Source organism: Weizmannia sp. FSL K6-3076, assembly GCF_038007245.1.
Taxonomy (GTDB): domain Bacteria; phylum Bacillota; class Bacilli; order Bacillales; family Bacillaceae_C; genus Weizmannia; species Weizmannia faecalis.
Genome location: NZ_JBBOWU010000001.1, coordinates 1,011,455 through 1,026,639, shown reverse-complemented (window position 1 = coordinate 1,026,639; position 15,185 = coordinate 1,011,455). Strand labels below are relative to the sequence as shown.

General features: G+C 45.8%; 14 protein-coding genes. 6 read left to right on the top strand and 8 right to left on the bottom strand.

Going from position 1 to position 15,185, the window contains the following annotated elements:
- Positions 1–8: 8 nt before the first annotated feature.
- Genes NSS95_RS04575 through NSS95_RS04565 form a run of 3 tightly spaced genes read right to left on the bottom strand, consistent with a single transcriptional unit; the run spans position 9 to position 1,881 of the window.
- Complete coding sequence (locus NSS95_RS04575; protein ID WP_017551790.1) at positions 9–803, bottom strand: NAD kinase; 795 nt, start codon at positions 801–803, stop codon at positions 9–11.
- Positions 804–839: 36 nt separating this feature from the next.
- The gene (locus NSS95_RS04570; protein WP_172653432.1) at positions 840–1,475 is read right to left on the bottom strand and encodes a GTP pyrophosphokinase; all 636 of its coding nucleotides are present in this window, start codon (positions 1,473–1,475) and stop codon (positions 840–842) included.
- 22 nt (positions 1,476–1,497) lie between these two features.
- Entirely contained in the window at positions 1,498–1,881 is a 384-nt protein-coding gene (locus NSS95_RS04565) for a UPF0738 family protein (RefSeq protein WP_328228337.1), read from the bottom strand.
- Between the two features lie 136 nt (positions 1,882–2,017).
- Here NSS95_RS04565 and NSS95_RS04560 point away from each other — a divergent pair, with 136 nt between their 5' ends.
- The 6 genes from NSS95_RS04560 to NSS95_RS04535 all read left to right on the top strand — a co-directional run bounded on the left by NSS95_RS04560 (position 2,018) and on the right by NSS95_RS04535 (position 8,918).
- Positions 2,018–2,602 carry a CYTH domain-containing protein gene (locus NSS95_RS04560; protein WP_328228338.1) on the top strand — a complete coding sequence of 195 codons (585 nt, stop codon included), beginning with the start codon at positions 2,018–2,020 and terminating at the stop codon, positions 2,600–2,602.
- Positions 2,599–3,393, top strand: a complete 795-nt coding sequence (locus NSS95_RS04555) for a lytic transglycosylase domain-containing protein (RefSeq protein ID WP_340713812.1) — start codon at positions 2,599–2,601, stop codon at positions 3,391–3,393. Before NSS95_RS04560 ends, NSS95_RS04555 begins: the two co-directional genes overlap by 4 nt.
- 1,110 nt (positions 3,394–4,503) lie before the next feature.
- Positions 4,504–5,679, top strand: coding sequence for an IS256 family transposase (locus tag NSS95_RS04550; RefSeq protein WP_017551449.1), 1,176 nt, complete (start codon positions 4,504–4,506; stop codon positions 5,677–5,679).
- 1,333 nt (positions 5,680–7,012) lie between these two features.
- Positions 7,013–7,414, top strand: coding sequence for a globin domain-containing protein (locus NSS95_RS04545; protein WP_014095722.1), 402 nt, complete (start codon positions 7,013–7,015; stop codon positions 7,412–7,414).
- Positions 7,411–8,268: a ClpXP adapter SpxH family protein gene (locus NSS95_RS04540; RefSeq protein WP_014095723.1), complete on the top strand. Its 858-nt coding sequence runs from the start codon at positions 7,411–7,413 to the stop codon at positions 8,266–8,268. The genes NSS95_RS04545 and NSS95_RS04540 overlap by 4 nt, the downstream gene beginning before the upstream one ends.
- A 461-nt stretch (positions 8,269–8,729) precedes the next feature.
- Positions 8,730–8,918 (top strand): hypothetical protein, encoded by a 189-nt coding sequence (locus NSS95_RS04535; protein WP_014095724.1) that lies wholly within the window; start codon positions 8,730–8,732, stop codon positions 8,916–8,918.
- A gap of 273 nt (positions 8,919–9,191) precedes the next feature.
- Here the strand turns inward: NSS95_RS04535 and pepF are convergent, their stop codons facing one another.
- From pepF to NSS95_RS04510, 5 genes are all read right to left on the bottom strand, one after another.
- Positions 9,192–11,006: an oligoendopeptidase F gene (gene pepF, locus NSS95_RS04530; RefSeq protein ID WP_014095725.1), complete on the bottom strand. Its 1,815-nt coding sequence runs from the start codon at positions 11,004–11,006 to the stop codon at positions 9,192–9,194.
- A 67-nt stretch (positions 11,007–11,073) separates the two neighbouring features.
- Positions 11,074–12,258: a competence protein CoiA gene (locus NSS95_RS04525; RefSeq protein ID WP_230090526.1), complete on the bottom strand. Its 1,185-nt coding sequence runs from the start codon at positions 12,256–12,258 to the stop codon at positions 11,074–11,076.
- Positions 12,259–12,549: 291 nt separating this feature from the next.
- Positions 12,550–13,209, bottom strand: coding sequence for an adaptor protein MecA (gene mecA / locus NSS95_RS04520; RefSeq protein WP_026683767.1), 660 nt, complete (start codon positions 13,207–13,209; stop codon positions 12,550–12,552).
- 359 nt (positions 13,210–13,568) lie between these two features.
- Positions 13,569–13,964 (bottom strand): transcriptional regulator SpxA, encoded by a 396-nt coding sequence (spxA, locus tag NSS95_RS04515; protein ID WP_013858789.1) that lies wholly within the window; start codon positions 13,962–13,964, stop codon positions 13,569–13,571.
- A gap of 279 nt (positions 13,965–14,243) precedes the next feature.
- Positions 14,244–15,185: an ABC transporter ATP-binding protein gene (locus NSS95_RS04510; protein WP_014095728.1), complete on the bottom strand. Its 942-nt coding sequence runs from the start codon at positions 15,183–15,185 to the stop codon at positions 14,244–14,246.

Sequence of the window (15,185 nt, the reverse complement as noted above, 5' to 3'; positions counted from 1 at the left end):
GTTTTCACCTAATCCGAAATAAAAGAATCATGCACCCTCTTCCAGAAAGGAAACGGCCTGAAGCGGGCAAACCGGATTTTTTCTTTTGCCACGCGGTACTGGATGGACCGGACTTCCTTATGGAGCAGTGTTAAATGATCAACGGTTACCAAAAAATCTTTTTGCCGGACCGGGCGCAATACACAAGTATGGTGCCCCGGCAAAATAAGCGGCGAGCCGATTGTCCGGAACACTTTATTGTTAATGGATGCCATCTCGGTGAGCTGGATCGACTGCAGGGAAGGGTGGACAATGGCCCCGCCGAGCGCCTTGTTATAAGCCGTACTGCCGCTTGGTGTGGCAAGGCATAATCCGTCACCGCGGAAACGCTCAAAATGCCGGCCATTGATCTCCACATCGATGACAAATGTGCCGTCCACGCATTTGACTGTTGACTCATTTAACGCAAGGTAACGCGTTTCGTGGCCGCCGTGCTCATACGCAATCATCACTTCAAGAAGCGGGTAGTCCACCGTCGTGTAAGTTTTATGGGCGATGGCATCGACCAGCTCCTCAATCTCATCCGGCACCCAGTCAGCATAAAAGCCGAGATGGCCGGTATGCACCCCGACAAAAGCCGTCCGGTCAAGCCGGGAACTGTAGCGGTGAAAAGCATACAGAAGCGTGCCGTCCCCGCCGACCGAGATCACGATATCCGGTTGTGCCTCGTCGTAAACAAGCCCGAAATCCTGCAAATAAGAACGCATTTTATGCATCCATATATTGGATTCCGTATCCCCTTTAGAAGTGATGGCAAATTTCAAGCTGCTTCTCCTCCCCTTCTTTTTTTGCCGCCGGTTTCATGGCTTTTTTCGTTCCGCGCGCTCTTTGTTTTTCGAAAAATACATTTGGGCTTCCTGAATTTCTTCACGGATCTCAGACATTTCTTCATCAAGGCGGAAAGCGGCTTCGGCAGCCCGCTTCAGCCGCAAATTAATTTCTTCGGGAAACCTGCCTTTATACTTATAGTTTAAAGAATGTTCAATCGTCGCCCAAAAATTCATCGCCAGCGTCCGGATCTGGATCTCCGCAAGAATTTTCTTTTCCCCGCGGATCGTTTGTACCGGATATTCAATAATGACATGATAAGACCGGTAGCCGCTCGGTTTTTTATTCGAAATATAGTCTTTTTCTTCAACAATCCGGAAATCGTTCCGGCGTCTGAGAAGCCCGACGACCAGTTTAATATCATCGACAAACTGGCACATCATCCTGAGCCCGGCGATATCTTGCATTTCCGCCTCCAGCCGGTCAAGCGGGATGCCTTTTATGTTCGCTTTTTCTATAATGCTTGCTACCGGCTTTACCCGCCCTGTCACAAACTCAATCGGGCAATGGGTATGCTCTTTTTCAAATTGGGTGCGCATCCCCTTTAACTTTACTTTTAATTCATCAACAGCCTGTTTATACGGGGTTAAAAATTCCTCCCAATCCACTGCCTGATCACCTCTTCGGATCTCATTCCAATGCAAAAACGGCCTCTACCTTATCCAGCATCTTTTTTCCGTAATTGCTGTTGCCCCGGATATTATCGAGCAAAAATTGAAGTTCCTCATCAAGCCCGGTAAGCTCCAATTTCCCATCTTTTGAAACAGCAACCACTTTTTTATGTTCAAATGCCGCCGTCCGAATCTCTTTCCAAACCGGAACAGGCAAATATAAATATGTATAATCCTCATCGCCATCGTCTTCAGCCAGATAGATAAAGGCACAGGCATCCGAATCGACGATCATTTGCCCTCCCGGCTTCAGGTGCTGCATGGAAACGTCCGGGCGCTCAGCATGCAGTTGAAGGATCCCGTCTTTCCATTCAGGCTTTCCCAGTTCAATGATCTTGCGCAATCTGCTTCCCTCCCTCTCCTTCCCGCCGGAAAACAAAGTTTCAATTCCATTTTATTTTACCATATCTCCACAGAGAATAGACACTTTAAGGAAGGGATTCGCTTTAGTATAATGAAGATGGAAGTGAGGGCTTATCATGAGCAAAGAAATTGAAATTGAATGTAAAAATATGGTCACCCGCCGCGATTTCTGCCGGCTTGCCCGGGCTTTTGGCATCGCGGAACATGATTTTAAACAGCAGGAAAACTTTTATTTTGATACACCTGATTTTGCTTTAAAACATAAAAGATCGGCCTTGCGTGTCCGGAAAAAAGCAGGGTGCTTCGAGCTCACCCTAAAAACGCCGGAGGAAACCGGGCTGCTGGAAACAAGCCAAATGATTGGCGAAAAGGTTTTTCAAAAGCTTAAAAATGGGAGCGGTTTTCCGGAAGGCGAAGTCATGGAAAAACTAATGGAACTAGAAGTGGCGCCAAGTAAATTGGTGTATTTTGGAAAACTTGCAACGAAGCGGGCTGAAATCGCATACGAAGGCGGTCTGCTCGTATTTGATCATAATTTTTATTTAAACGAGGAAGATTTTGAGATAGAATATGAAGTAAGTGAACTGGAAACAGGCACAAAGCAGTTTTTAAAATTGCTGGAAACGTACGGGATCCCGCACCATCCGGCAAAAAACAAGGTTCTCCGCTTTTATGAGGCAAAAAGGAGCAATGAGAAATGAGTACAATCAGCCAACTCGCGTCTTTAATGGAACTGGAGGCGCTGCAGTCGCTTTCTCCCGGCAGCAATGCTGCTCAAACGGCCAACAGTACCTCCCTTTTTCAAGAGATGCTGTCAAGCTTTTTAGAAGAAGCAAAGGAAAATGAAACGGCTGCTGGCGCAAGCGGTAAAGACGAATCCGGGGTGTTATCATCCCTGGCAGCAACTTTAAATCCGGCGTTCAATTCATTGTCTTCTTTAACAGGGGAAAATCCGGTGCTTACCACGTTGCCTGCCTTTACGGGATTAAGCACTTTGTCCGGTAAAGCGACAGCAGCTACTGCGCAGGCAGGAACAAGCGCGGCTTTTTCCGCTTCTGCACAAAATTCAGCTTCAGAAAGCACGCAGACAACAGCCGCTTCCGGCAGTGGTGGAATCCCGGCGAAAATCAGCCAGGCGATTCAGCAAGCATCGGAAAAATACGGCGTGCCAGAAAAGCTCATTCAAGCTGTCATCAAACAGGAATCCGGTTATCGTCCGGATGCAGTGAGTGCGGCAGGCGCAGCAGGGCTGATGCAGCTGATGCCAGAAACGGCGGCCTCGCTCGGGGTAAGCAATGTACTTGACCCGGAACAAAATGTGGACGCCGGCACAAAGTATTTGAAATCTTTGCTGGGAAAATACGACCACAATGTCCAGCTTGCATTGGCCGCCTATAATGCAGGCCCCGGCAATGTCGACCGATACGGCGGTATTCCGCCATTCAAAGAAACACAGAAATACGTCTCATCGATTATGAATCATTTGGCATAACGATTAAAACCCGCCGCTCTGTGCGGCATTTTTTTATGGGGAAATTTCTGACTGGAGCCGATGAAGAACATTACCCGGTCAAGGCTCCGCTTTTTTGTCTTTCATTTGTCGTGTGAAGGACATTTTAATGGTTGGTGGCCCGCGCTTTGTCCTTCATTTGCCCGATGAAGGACATTTTAATGGTTGGTGGCTCACGTTTTGTCCTTCATTACCTCGATGAAGGACATTTCTACGGTTTCGAGCTCGTGTTTTGTCCTTCATCAACCCGGTGAAGGACATTTTCCCGGTCTCGGGCCTGCGTTTTGTCTTTCATCTGCCCTATTAAAGACATTTCAATGGTTGGTGGCATGCGTTTTGTCCTTCATTAACCCAATGAAGGACATTTTCACGGTTCGGGGCTCGTGTTTTGTCTTTCATTTGCCCGATGAAGGACATTTCAATGGTTGGTGGCATGCGTTTTGTCCTTCATTAACCCAATGAAGGACATTTTAATGTGTGGTGGCACGCGTTTTGTCCTTCATTACCTCGATGAAGGACATTTTCATGGTCTCGGGCATGCGTTTTGTCCTTCATCAACCCGGTGAAAGACATTTTCACGGTCTCGGGCTCGCGTTTTGTCCTTCATCAACCCGGTGAAGGACATTTTCACGGTCTCGGGCCTGCATTTTGTCCTTCATTTGCCCGATGAAAGACATTTCAATGTTTGGCGGCTCACTTTTGTCCTTCATCACCCCGATGAAGGACATTTCAACGGTTTCGGGCATGCGTTTTTTCCCTTTTACAGATTCAAAAGGACGTTTCGGGCCTGTATGCAGCGTGTTCTGTCCTTTTGACAAGTTCAAAAAGACATTTCGGGCCTGGGTAGAAGTCAATTTGTCCTTTTGACGGTTTCAAAAGGACATTCCGGGCCCGGTTACGGTGCGTTTTGTCCTTTTTGACAAGTTCAAAAAGGCAGTTCGGGCTCAAACGTCACTCCTTTTGTCCTTTTGGCGACATCAAAAAGACAGTTTGAGATTAAGTCCGTATAATTGTGTAAAAAGAAGGAGTCATTTTATCAACTCTTGGCAACACTGTTTTCAACGACGATAAACAATGAAAAGAGGAGATAAAATGACTCACTTACAGTTTAACCTAAATTTGGATGTTTTAAAAGAAGCCATCATGACTTCCGATCTTGACGCGGTAATTAAATCAGCGGTTGTCCTCGTGTTAAACGAGTTTATGGAAAAGGAAAGGGATGACTATTTAAAAACGAGCCCTTATGAACGCGCTGTTGAACGCCGGGATTACCGGAACGGTTACTATGAACGCGAGCTGTTGATGAGCATCGGCAATGTTACATTAAAAGTTCCCCGGACACGTAATGGCGAATTCTCAACTACCTTATTTGAAAAGTATGCCAGATGTGACCAAGCTTTCGTCCTTTCAATGTTGGAGATGGTCATCAATGGCGTCTCTACCCGTAAGGTCACAAATGTCGTAGAACAGCTTTGCGGTAAGAATGTATCCAAGTCGTTTGTCTCTTCCCTTACGCAAAAACTGGATCCCATTGTGAATGCTTGGGCCGAGAGACCGTTGAATACAACCTACTACCCTTATGTGTTTGTGGACGCCATGTATATAAAAGTACGGGAGCACCATAAGGTCATATCAAAGGCTGTTTATATTGCGACTGCCATTACAGAGAAGAATACACGTGAAATACTGGGTTTAAGCGTTGACCATGCAGAAAGTTTGGAGAGTTGGAGTTCATTTTTTAAACAACTTAAATCACGTGGACTCCAATCACCAAAACTCGTTATTTCCGATGCTCACATGGGCCTTCAGAAAGCAATACAACGGGAATTCATTGGCACTGCTTGGCAAAGGTGCAATGTTCATTTTAAACGCAATATCATTGAAAAACTGCCCAAAAAAGATACTGCAGAAATCCGGGTGATGATTAAGCGCGTGTTTGAGGCCGTTACGATTGAGGACATACGCAAGTTTAAAGATGAATTAATAAACAAATTTGGTACAGAAGCAAGATTTGAAAAAGCCCTGGCCATTTTAGATGAAGGTTTTGAAGATACTATCCAATACATGAACTTTCCTGAGAATATCCGTATGCACATACGGAGTACTAATTCCCTCGAGCGGCTTAACCAAGAGGTTCGTAGAAGGGAAAGGGTCATTCGCATTTTTCCTAATACCCAATCTGCTTTTCGTTTGGTTGGTGCCGTTTTAATGCAGTATCAAGATACAGAATACTCGAAGAGGAAGTCACTTATGGGAAAGAATAGTTAGCAGCATTTTCAGCTTAACTTCCATCATGGATGATTTCATCTCCGGGAAGGGATGTCAAATTGAAAGGCATTTGACATCCCTTCCCGGAGATGAAGAAAAAAATCCATGGAAGTTAAGCCGAAAAAATGAAGGGGTGGTTGAAAACATTTGCCCATAAATTTACACAATAACCTGGACTTGACTCAGTTTGAGCCCGGATGCAGCCTGTTTTGTCTTTTTGACAGGTTCAAAAAGACAGTTTGAACCCAGACGCAGCCTGTTTTGTCCTTTTGACAAGCTCAAAAAGACATTTCGAGCCCGAATGCAGCCTGTTTTGTCCTTTTGACAGCCCCAAAAAGACATTTCGAGCCCAATCGCCACTCCTTTTGTCCTTTTGGCGGCATCAAAAAGACAGTTTGAACCCGGACGCAGCCTGTTTTGTCTTTTTGACAGGTTCAAAAAGACAGTTTGGCCCCGGACGCAACATGTTTTGTCCTTTTGACAGCCCCAAAAAGACAGTTCGAGCCCAATCGCGACTCCTTTTGTCCTTTTGACGGCTTCAAAAAGACAGTTTGACCCCTGATCCAGCCTGTTTTGTCCTTTTGACAAGCTCAAAAAGACATTTCGGGCTCAAACGTCACTCCTTTTGTCCTTTTGGCGACATCAAAAAGACAGTTTGAGCCCGGATGCAGCCTGTTTTGTCTTTTTGACAGGTTCAAAAAGACAGTTTGAACCCAGACGCAGCCTGTTTTGTCCTTTTGACAAGCTCAAAAAGACATTTCGAGCCCGAATGCAGCCTGTTTTGTCCTTTTGACAGCCCCAAAAAGACATTTCGAGCCCAATCGCCACTCCTTTTGTCCTTTTGGCGGCTTTAAAAAGACATTTCGGGCCCGGGTGCATCCTGTTTTGTCCTTTTGACAATTTCAAAAAGACATTTCGAGCCCGGGTGCATCCTGTTTTGTCCTTTTGACAGGTTCAAAAGGACAGTTCGCCGCCTCACACGCATACCTCTTGTTCATCCCGCCGCAATGAAGGACATTTCCCCGGTCACACGCATACATTTTGTCCTTCCCCGCCCCGATAAATATCATTACCACGTTTACATCCCAATGAATTGTCTTTCATCAGGCCGATCGCGCAGGTTTTCCAAAATAAATATTATGACACCTATTGCTGCAGGTCATAGGAAGCTGTGAAAGTTTGCCAAATAAAGCGGATTGTTTGAGTTATTGCGGCCCCCTTGATAAAATAAAGAACAAATGGCAGATATGTCGACAAAAATTTTAATGAGCAAACCTTTCCGTCGATTTTAAATATACGCAAGATAAAAACGAGATAAAGGAGCAGTTATTCTATGGTGGAAAAGAAAACTGTGCCATATGAGATCATTGGGGGAGAAAAACTTGGCCGGCTTGTTGATGCGTTTTACAAGCGGGTCGCCAAACATCCGGATTTAATCCCGATTTTTCCTGATGATTTAACGGAAGTTGCCAGGAAGCAGAAGCAGTTTTTAACGCAGTTTTTGGGCGGTCCCCCGCTGTACACGGAAGAGCACGGGCATCCGATGCTCAGGGCGCGGCACCTGCCACATGAAGTTACGCCTAAACGCGCCAAAGCATGGCTGTCCTGCATGAGTGCCGCAATGGACGAAACAGGGATTGACGGCGAATTCCGCGACTTCTTTTTTCAAAGGCTTGTCCTGACCGCACAGCATATGGTCAATACTCCGGATGATGTGCCAGGTGACGCAAATTGAAAAACATGATTGATTTAATGAAACATTCCAGCTGTTTTTCAAAAAAGCCGCTGGAAATCTACGTTTTTATCGATCCGCTTTGCCCGGAATGCTGGGCGCTGGAACCGGTTTTAAAAAAGCTGCGTCTCGAGTATGGCGTCTATTTCCGCCTCCGCCATGTGCTGATCGGAAAATTATCCAATCTGAACGACATTCCGAAAAAACGGGAAGCGATTGCGGATTACTGGGAAAAAACGGCGAGCCGCACCGGCATGTCCTGCGACGGCAGTTTATGGATTGAAAACCCGATTACGTCGCCTTATATCGTGTCGATTGCGATAAAAGCGGCCGAACTGCAGGGAAAGAAACAGGGATTGCGGTTTTTGCGGAAAGTACAGGAGCTCGTCTTTCTTGAAAAACGAAATATATCGGATATCCAAATTTTAGTGGATTGTGCAAAAGGCGCTTCCATCGATGTCGACGAATTTTTGCATGACATCCATTCCGAAAGCGCAGCGAAGGCTTTTCAGTGCGATTTGAAAATTACGTCGGAAATGGAAGTAACCGAAAGCCCGTCGCTTGTTTTCTTTAATGAACATATTGAAGATGAAGGATTAAAAATTTCCGGACTCTATTCTTATGATATTTATGTACAAGTTCTTCAGGAGATGCTGGGCAAAGAGCCTTCACCATTGCCGCTCCCCCCATTGGAGGAATTTCTGAAGTATTTCGGGTTTGTGGCATCAAAGGAAATTGCGGTGGTATACGATCTGCCGGTCCATGAAGCCGAAAAAGAATTGAAAAAGCTCGTTCTTCAGCAAAAGGTTCGGAAAATCGAAGGAAAGCACGGCTCATTCTGGAAATATATCAACTGACCCTTGTCTATGGCAGGGGATTTTTATATTTTAGGCTTGCTGAGCGAATCCGATTTTGAGTTTGATTTACGAAAATGCGTACGTTTGTCTTCTCCATGTGTTGAATCGACTTTCGCGTCCTGGATTTCCCATAAAATGCTTGCATTTATTTTTTCCAAACATCCTTGCCAAACCCTAAAAAAGAAAGAGGCCTTGCGTTTGCAAGGCCTCTTTCAACACGAACAAAGGGGATGGGAGAAATTTTTCACGGTCAAACAAAGGGGTATGTTTGCTTGTGATCAACTTCACATCTATATAATAACATCCCCCTATCCGGTATGCAAGTACTTGTTAAAGAGTTCACACATCTGTCAAATTTAAATTTTGCATACCGCGTCAGCCTGTTCATAAAATAGCACTGAAGCTGTGTAAATAACGGAAGACCGGGACTGTGTAAACCTGATGAAAGGAGCCTGGTGGATATGAAAAAATGTAAACTTATCGCACTTGCCGCCGGTTTCTGCGCTTTATTCTGCCTGAATCTGCTCGGCCTGATGAAGCTTCTCCCTCTTTTTCTCACGTCCACGCTTTTGTTCGCGGCCATCTTCGCGCTGCTTTTGCATGTAAACCGCCGCAACCGTTTTAAAGGGTTTAACAGGCGCCACTTGTAACAAGCGGCTTAAAAAACAACGCCGCGGGCCTGCTCCCTTATCTACAAAAAGTGTCCCATACAAAATGAGCGGTGGAAAAATTCCGCCGCTGTTTCTTTATCCGAGCAAGTTTTCCATTTCCGTTAATTTTTCTTCAAATACTTTTAATGCAACCGTTTTAAAAGATTTAACAGGCGGCAAGCGGCTTAAAAAACAACGCCGCGGGCCTGCTCCCTTATCTACAAAAAGTGTCCCATACAAAATGAGCGGCGGAAAAATTCCGCCGTTGTTTCTTTATCCGAGCAAGTTTTCCATTTCCGTTAATTTTTCTTCAAAAACTTTTAACGCATCTTCGACCGGTTGGGGTGACGTCATATCGACGCCTGCTTTTTTCAATACTTCAATCGGATATTCCGAGCTGCCGGCGCTCAAATAGCCGATATAGCGTTTGACAGCCGGTTCCCCTTCTTCGAGGATTTGTTTGCTTAACGCGGTCGCGGCGCTGAAGCCGGTCGCATACTGATATACATAATAATCGTAATAAAAATGCGGAATGCGTGCCCACTCTAGCCCGATTTCCTGATCAATGGCGGTATCCGTACCATAGTATTTTTGGTTCAGCTTATAATACTCATCTGTTAAAAGTTCCGCCGTCAACGCTTCGCCATGTTGCGCTTTTTGATGGATCAGATGCTCAAATTCAGCAAACATCGTCTGGCGGAAAACCGTCCCGCGGAAACCTTCCAGATAATGATTCAATAAATAAATCCGCTGTTTCTCGTCTTTGATCGTTTTTAACAGATAGTCATTCAATAGTGCCTCATTGCACGTGGAAGCCACTTCCGCCACAAAAATAGAATAATCCCCGTACGGATACGGCTGGTTCTTCCGCGTGTAATAGCTGTGGACGCTGTGGCCGAGCTCATGCGCGAGGGTGAACACATTGTCAATATTGTCCTGCCAGTTCAGCAAAATGTACGGATTGGTCCCGTAAGCGCCCGAAGAATAGGCCCCGCTCCGTTTTCCCTTATTTTCCACCACATCAATCCAGCGGTTTTCAAACGCCTGTTGCAAAATGCTCCGGTATTCCTCGCCGAGCGGATGGAGGCCGTCAAGCACAATCTCTTTCGCTTTTTCATATGTTACTTCCATATCGGCGTCCTGGACAAGCGGCGTATACAAATCATACATATGCACTTCATCAAGCTGCAGCGCTTTTTTGCGCAGTGCAACATACCGATGCAGCAAACCAAGATGCTTGTTCACCGTTTCCACAAGCTGGTCGTACACTTTTTCAGGAATGTGGTTTGCCGAAAGGGCAGCTTCACGCGCCGAATGGTAATGGCGGATTTGCGCAACAACATTGTTCTTTTTCACCTGGCCGCTGAGCGTGCTCGCAAACGTGTTGGTGAATTTTTTGTAGGTTGCATACAATTTCTGGAATGCCTCTTTGCGCACGCGGCGGTCTTTGCTTTCCAGCAGGCGTGTAAAACGGCCGTGCGTGATCTGCACTTCATTGCCGTTTTCATCGATCACGGTCGGGAACTCAAGGTCGGCATTGTTCAGCATGCCGAAAGTGGTGCTGGAAGTATTCAGCACTTCTGAAACCTGTGCGAGCAATGCTTCTTCTTCCTTCGATAAAATATGCGGGCGCATCTCATTGATTTCTTCCAATGCGTGCCGGTACAATTGCAGCGGCTCATAAGCTTCCAGGAATTGGTTCAGTTTCGCTTCTTCAATCGAAAGAATTTCCGGCACCACAAACGCAAACGCGCTCCCAACCTGGGCAGCAAGGCTTTTTGCTTTGCTGTCTATCCCCTGGTAAAAGGCATTCGTTGTGTCCTGGTCATAACGCATATGCGCGTATGTATACAGCTTGCCGAACCTTTCTGTCACTTCATCCTGGAACTTTAGCGCATGATAAAGCTGTTCCGCGCTTTCGCCAAGTTTCCCCTGATAAGAAGCGGCATCGGCCAGCTTTTCTTTTACTGCTTGGTATTCTTTATTCCAGTCATCGTCGCTTGGAAAAATATCCTCAAGCCTCCAGGTTAATGCTTCACGAACCTCGTCCCGGCTTGGCAACGCGTGTACTTTTTTCCCATTTTCCATCAATTTTCCTCCATTCTTCACAAAAAATTCCTTCTTTTTTCATTTTAGCGTAACTCCCCTGATCCCGCTACTGTTCCGCTTTCCCGGTTGAAACACCGGCCCCGAGCACGGAAGACAGATGGCGCTCCATATGTTCAAGTTCTTCTGTATTTTTTGGCGCAAAAACATTTTTATTCATATAGTAGCCTGCTTTTCCTTTTGACCAGAGCCCTAATTGAACGAGCAGCTGCGCATACTCATAAATCATCGCTTTCGCCGCGTTCCTTTCGCGTACATACGGTGACTTTCTGAATGCAATTTCCTTTTTTTCCATCCTCACGGTAAACAGCCGCAGCAGTTCGTCCAGTGAAACCGCTGCTTTTGTCCGCAATGCGAAAAGGGCATCCAGCCATATATAGAATTGCCACTCGACCGGATGCTGTTTACAGGCAGCCATGTGCAAAAGCGGCAGGCCGATAAACGGCGGCAGGGACCCGGGGTGCATTCCCGCTTCATACACGTGCCGTAAAAACGGGTCTTGAAAGGCTTTTCCAAACTGAATCTTCAGGCCGATCCAGCGCCGCCTTTCCGCAAACCATTCAGGAAGCGGCACAGGGGCAGAAACAAGTGAAAACTGGTCATCTGTAAACGGAAAAGAAAAGGCAGACAGCGGCTTTTCCGCGTAACAGGCGTGGAACGTTTTGGCGGATATGGGCGTCATGTGGGACAAGAGGCAGACCTTCTTTTTGCCGGGAGCATAGCTGAATAAATAAAAGTGGTGCCGGGTATGCCGTAAAAAAGACAACTGAAAATCGCTGCAACGGTACACGCTTTCCGCCTCTTTCCCTGAGGACCGGAAAGGCATACCGCCCAGTATCCAAACAGGCAAAATGCCGAGGTGCCTGTACCCTTCCGTTCTCTCCATCAGCCGCTCAAACGGGATCGGGGAACACTGGTATTCAATGGCAAAAAGCTGCCGGTATTTGCGCACCACAAGATCTGCCCTTTGCCGGATAGAAGGAAAATATTGTTCGAGGGAAACATCGAGCCCCTGCCCCCTCAACCATAAAAACAAGTCTTTTTTGCCTTGCAAATGCATCGGGCTTTCCGGTTCAGAAAATGTGGCACAAGTGGAATGGCGGTAATGGGAAAAATGGGGGGTGACACGGCTGCCGATTTTTAAAATGAGGGGTTCACGGCAGTCCCGACAGTAAAACGTATGGGAGGTTTTTAACTGCTTTAGATCCAATCTTGTAAAGCGTTCCGTCAGCATGATCAGCTCCCCCCGCTCGTTTAGCGCAGAAAGCAACGGCATCCTCTCCTTTTTTAACTGTAGGCGGGCCCTCTAGCCGGCAGTCCCGCTTTTGTTTGGCCGTGGCATTCGGTCGTATGCAGTTGCCGGCCTCTCCGCAAGCCTTAGATTGACCGGCCTTTATCTGTATAAACGCCATGCACAGCCGTATTGAATACATTCACCACCCGGGGCGAAAAATCCTGTTTGCCAGGATGAATTTTTTCCGGATAAACAAAAAAATCGATGCGTTTGCGCACCGATTTTTATCGATTAAAAGTACGAGTTTAATTTTGCAAATACATTGCTGTCAATGATCGGCTTTCCGTATTCCAGCAGACGATGACTGGTGACAGAGGAAAGATCGGAATACTCCAGCAGCTGGCTTAACTTAAAGTCATTAGCTTCTTCCGTTTCATCTTCCGGGAAGCGGACATACAGATAATATTTGCCTTCAAAGACGTACAGCTTCGTGCTGACGTCTTCCATCCGGACGTTTTTGGCCAGCGCCAGCAAATCTTCAAAGTCCTTGAAATACAAGACCTGTTCGAGCGGATCGCCATCCGTGAAAACCTGCTGCATCGGCGTTTGGAAGTTCTCGCTGAAAAATTCCTCAAGCTGGTCGCCGATTGGCAGTTCTTTCAGCTTCTCGTCCGGAATCGGCAACTCAAAACGCTGTCCGTCTTTCGACAACTGCGCTTTCGTGACAAGCACTTCCAGCCCTTTTTCGAGCGCCTGCACCTGTATCCAAAGCGGGCCTTCCGGGTCAAATACATCGTCGTCCGTGTGAATCTCATCCATCATTTCCCAGAACAATTCTTCGCTTCTTTCCCGGTCATACCAGATTTCTTCACGATTAAACCCGCGTTTCTCTATATCAACGTACGAAATATAAAACTTCACCGTGTTCTCATTGATTCTTTCGATTTCCATACATCAACTCTCCCTTCTTGCAGGTGTAGTGAAGGGACATGTTCCCCCATTCAGGTATAGGTAACCTTGTACTTTTATTTTATGATAAAATACTGGCAAATGGAAATAAAAAAACTTTCCTTTTTAAAATTCCACGCCGGCCCATTTCTTAAACATCCGGCAAAAAAGATCATTTACATCTTTTTTGTATTGTATCCGATTTGCTGCAGAAATTCAAGACAAAATTTTCTAAATACATATTCGTTATTTGACAATTTTATGACAAAAAGGTGAAGAAAACCTCCCGGGCCGGAACCTGGGAGGTGATTTGCCGGTTTACGCTTATAAAAGGCATCCGGCAAAAGAAATATTAAAAGTTGTCAATTGACAAGCCGTTGTGCTTCCCTTAGCTGGAAGGTCCGCACTTTCCGCGGCAGGAAGCGGCGGATTTCATCTTCGTTATAGCCGACCTGCAGCCGTTTTTCATCCACGATAATTGGCCTTCTTAATAAACCGGGGTTTTGCTGGATCAATGTGTACAATTCTTGGAGCGGCAGGGCATCCAGATCGACGTTTAATTTTTGGAATGTTTTCGAACGGGTGGAAATAATTTCGTCCGTCCCGTCTTCCGTCATCCGCAAAATCCCTTTAATTTCATCCAGTGAAAGCGGTTCAGAAAAAATGTTGCGTTCTTTATACTCAATATGGTTTTCTTCAAGCCAGTTCCTTGCTTTTCTGCATGATGTGCAACTCGGTGAAGTGTATAATGTGACCATCTAGCATTCACACTCCTAAATTTTTATATTTGGATTCCCATTTGATTCTCACATTAAAATAAGTTTAATCAAACAATCTCTATTATGTATTATACACTATATCCGCGTGATTGAATATATTTTTTTGAAAAATAGTTTGTTGTATTTTTCCCCCGGTTTAATAGTCTTCTTTTTCCCCAATTCTCTCTATTTAAACCCCTATTCTTCATTTTTTTATAAAAAAAGTGAGAAGAAGAACGCATTTCAACCGGCATGCGTTCTTCTTCCCATTGAGAATGATTAGCCATGATAAGTTTTTTTGTACTGCTCGAGTTCCCTTTCTGAACAGTAAACAAAATGATGCGGTGCCACTTCGCGCATTTTTACTTCTTCGCCTTCCTTGTATTGATGGACGGACGGGTCGTAAATTTTCCGTTGCCGTGTCCGTTCATAATCAGGGTCCGGAAGCGGGATGGCGGATAGCAATGACTGTGTGTACGGATGATGCGGATGGTTATACAAATCATCGGCATCAGCCAGTTCCACAAGCTTGCCGAAATACATGACGCCGATCCGGTCGCTAATGTATTTCACCATCGACAAATCGTGGGCAATGAACAAATACGTTAAATCATGTTCTTTCTGCAGTTTTTTCAACAGGTTCACGACCTGTGCCTGAATCGAGACGTCCAGCGCGGAAATCGGTTCGTCAGCAATAATAAATTCAGGATCGACCGCAAGTGCCCTGGCGATTCCGATCCGCTGCCTTTGCCCGCCCGAGAATTCGTGCGGATAGCGGTTGGCGTGTTCTTTGCTTAAGCCGACTGTTTCCAGCAGTTCATAAACGCGGTGCATCCGTTCTTCATTTGATTTTGCAAGCCCGTGGATATCAATTCCTTCCGCAATGACATCGGCCACTTTCAGGCGCGGATTGAGGGAAGCATACGGGTCCTGGAAAATCATTTGCATTTTCCGGCGAAAATGTTTCAGTTCTTTATGGGACATTTTGGCATGGACATTTTTGCCGCCATACAAAACTTCTCCTGCCGTTGCATTGTAAAGGCGGATAATCGTCCGTCCGGTTGTCGATTTGCCACAGCCGGATTCGCCGACAAGTCCGAGGGTTTCGCCTTTGTAAATATCAAATGTAAGATCATCGACAGCACGGACTTCATTTGCTTTTCCAACATTGAAATATTGTTTTAAATGTTTGACTTCGATCAGTTTTTCTTTCACTGCCAT

Excerpts from the sequence above, each read along its gene's own strand:
- NSS95_RS04510 (WP_014095728.1), bottom strand. The coding sequence starts at position 15,185 with ATGGCAGTGAAAGAAAAACTGATCGAAGTCAAACATTTAAAACAATAT.
- NSS95_RS04535 (WP_014095724.1), top strand. The coding sequence starts at position 8,730 with ATGAAAAAATGTAAACTTATCGCACTTGCCGCCGGTTTCTGCGCTTTA.
- mecA (WP_026683767.1), bottom strand. The coding sequence starts at position 13,209 with ATGGAAATCGAAAGAATCAATGAGAACACGGTGAAGTTTTATATTTCG.
- NSS95_RS04550 (WP_017551449.1), top strand. The coding sequence starts at position 4,504 with ATGACTCACTTACAGTTTAACCTAAATTTGGATGTTTTAAAAGAAGCC.
- NSS95_RS04525 (WP_230090526.1), bottom strand. The coding sequence starts at position 12,258 with ATGCTGACGGAACGCTTTACAAGATTGGATCTAAAGCAGTTAAAAACC.
- spxA (WP_013858789.1), bottom strand. The coding sequence starts at position 13,964 with ATGGTCACATTATACACTTCACCGAGTTGCACATCATGCAGAAAAGCA.
- pepF (WP_014095725.1), bottom strand. The coding sequence starts at position 11,006 with ATGGAAAATGGGAAAAAAGTACACGCGTTGCCAAGCCGGGACGAGGTT.
- NSS95_RS04560 (WP_328228338.1), top strand. The coding sequence starts at position 2,018 with ATGAGCAAAGAAATTGAAATTGAATGTAAAAATATGGTCACCCGCCGC.
- NSS95_RS04545 (WP_014095722.1), top strand. The coding sequence starts at position 7,013 with ATGGTGGAAAAGAAAACTGTGCCATATGAGATCATTGGGGGAGAAAAA.
- NSS95_RS04555 (WP_340713812.1), top strand. The coding sequence starts at position 2,599 with ATGAGTACAATCAGCCAACTCGCGTCTTTAATGGAACTGGAGGCGCTG.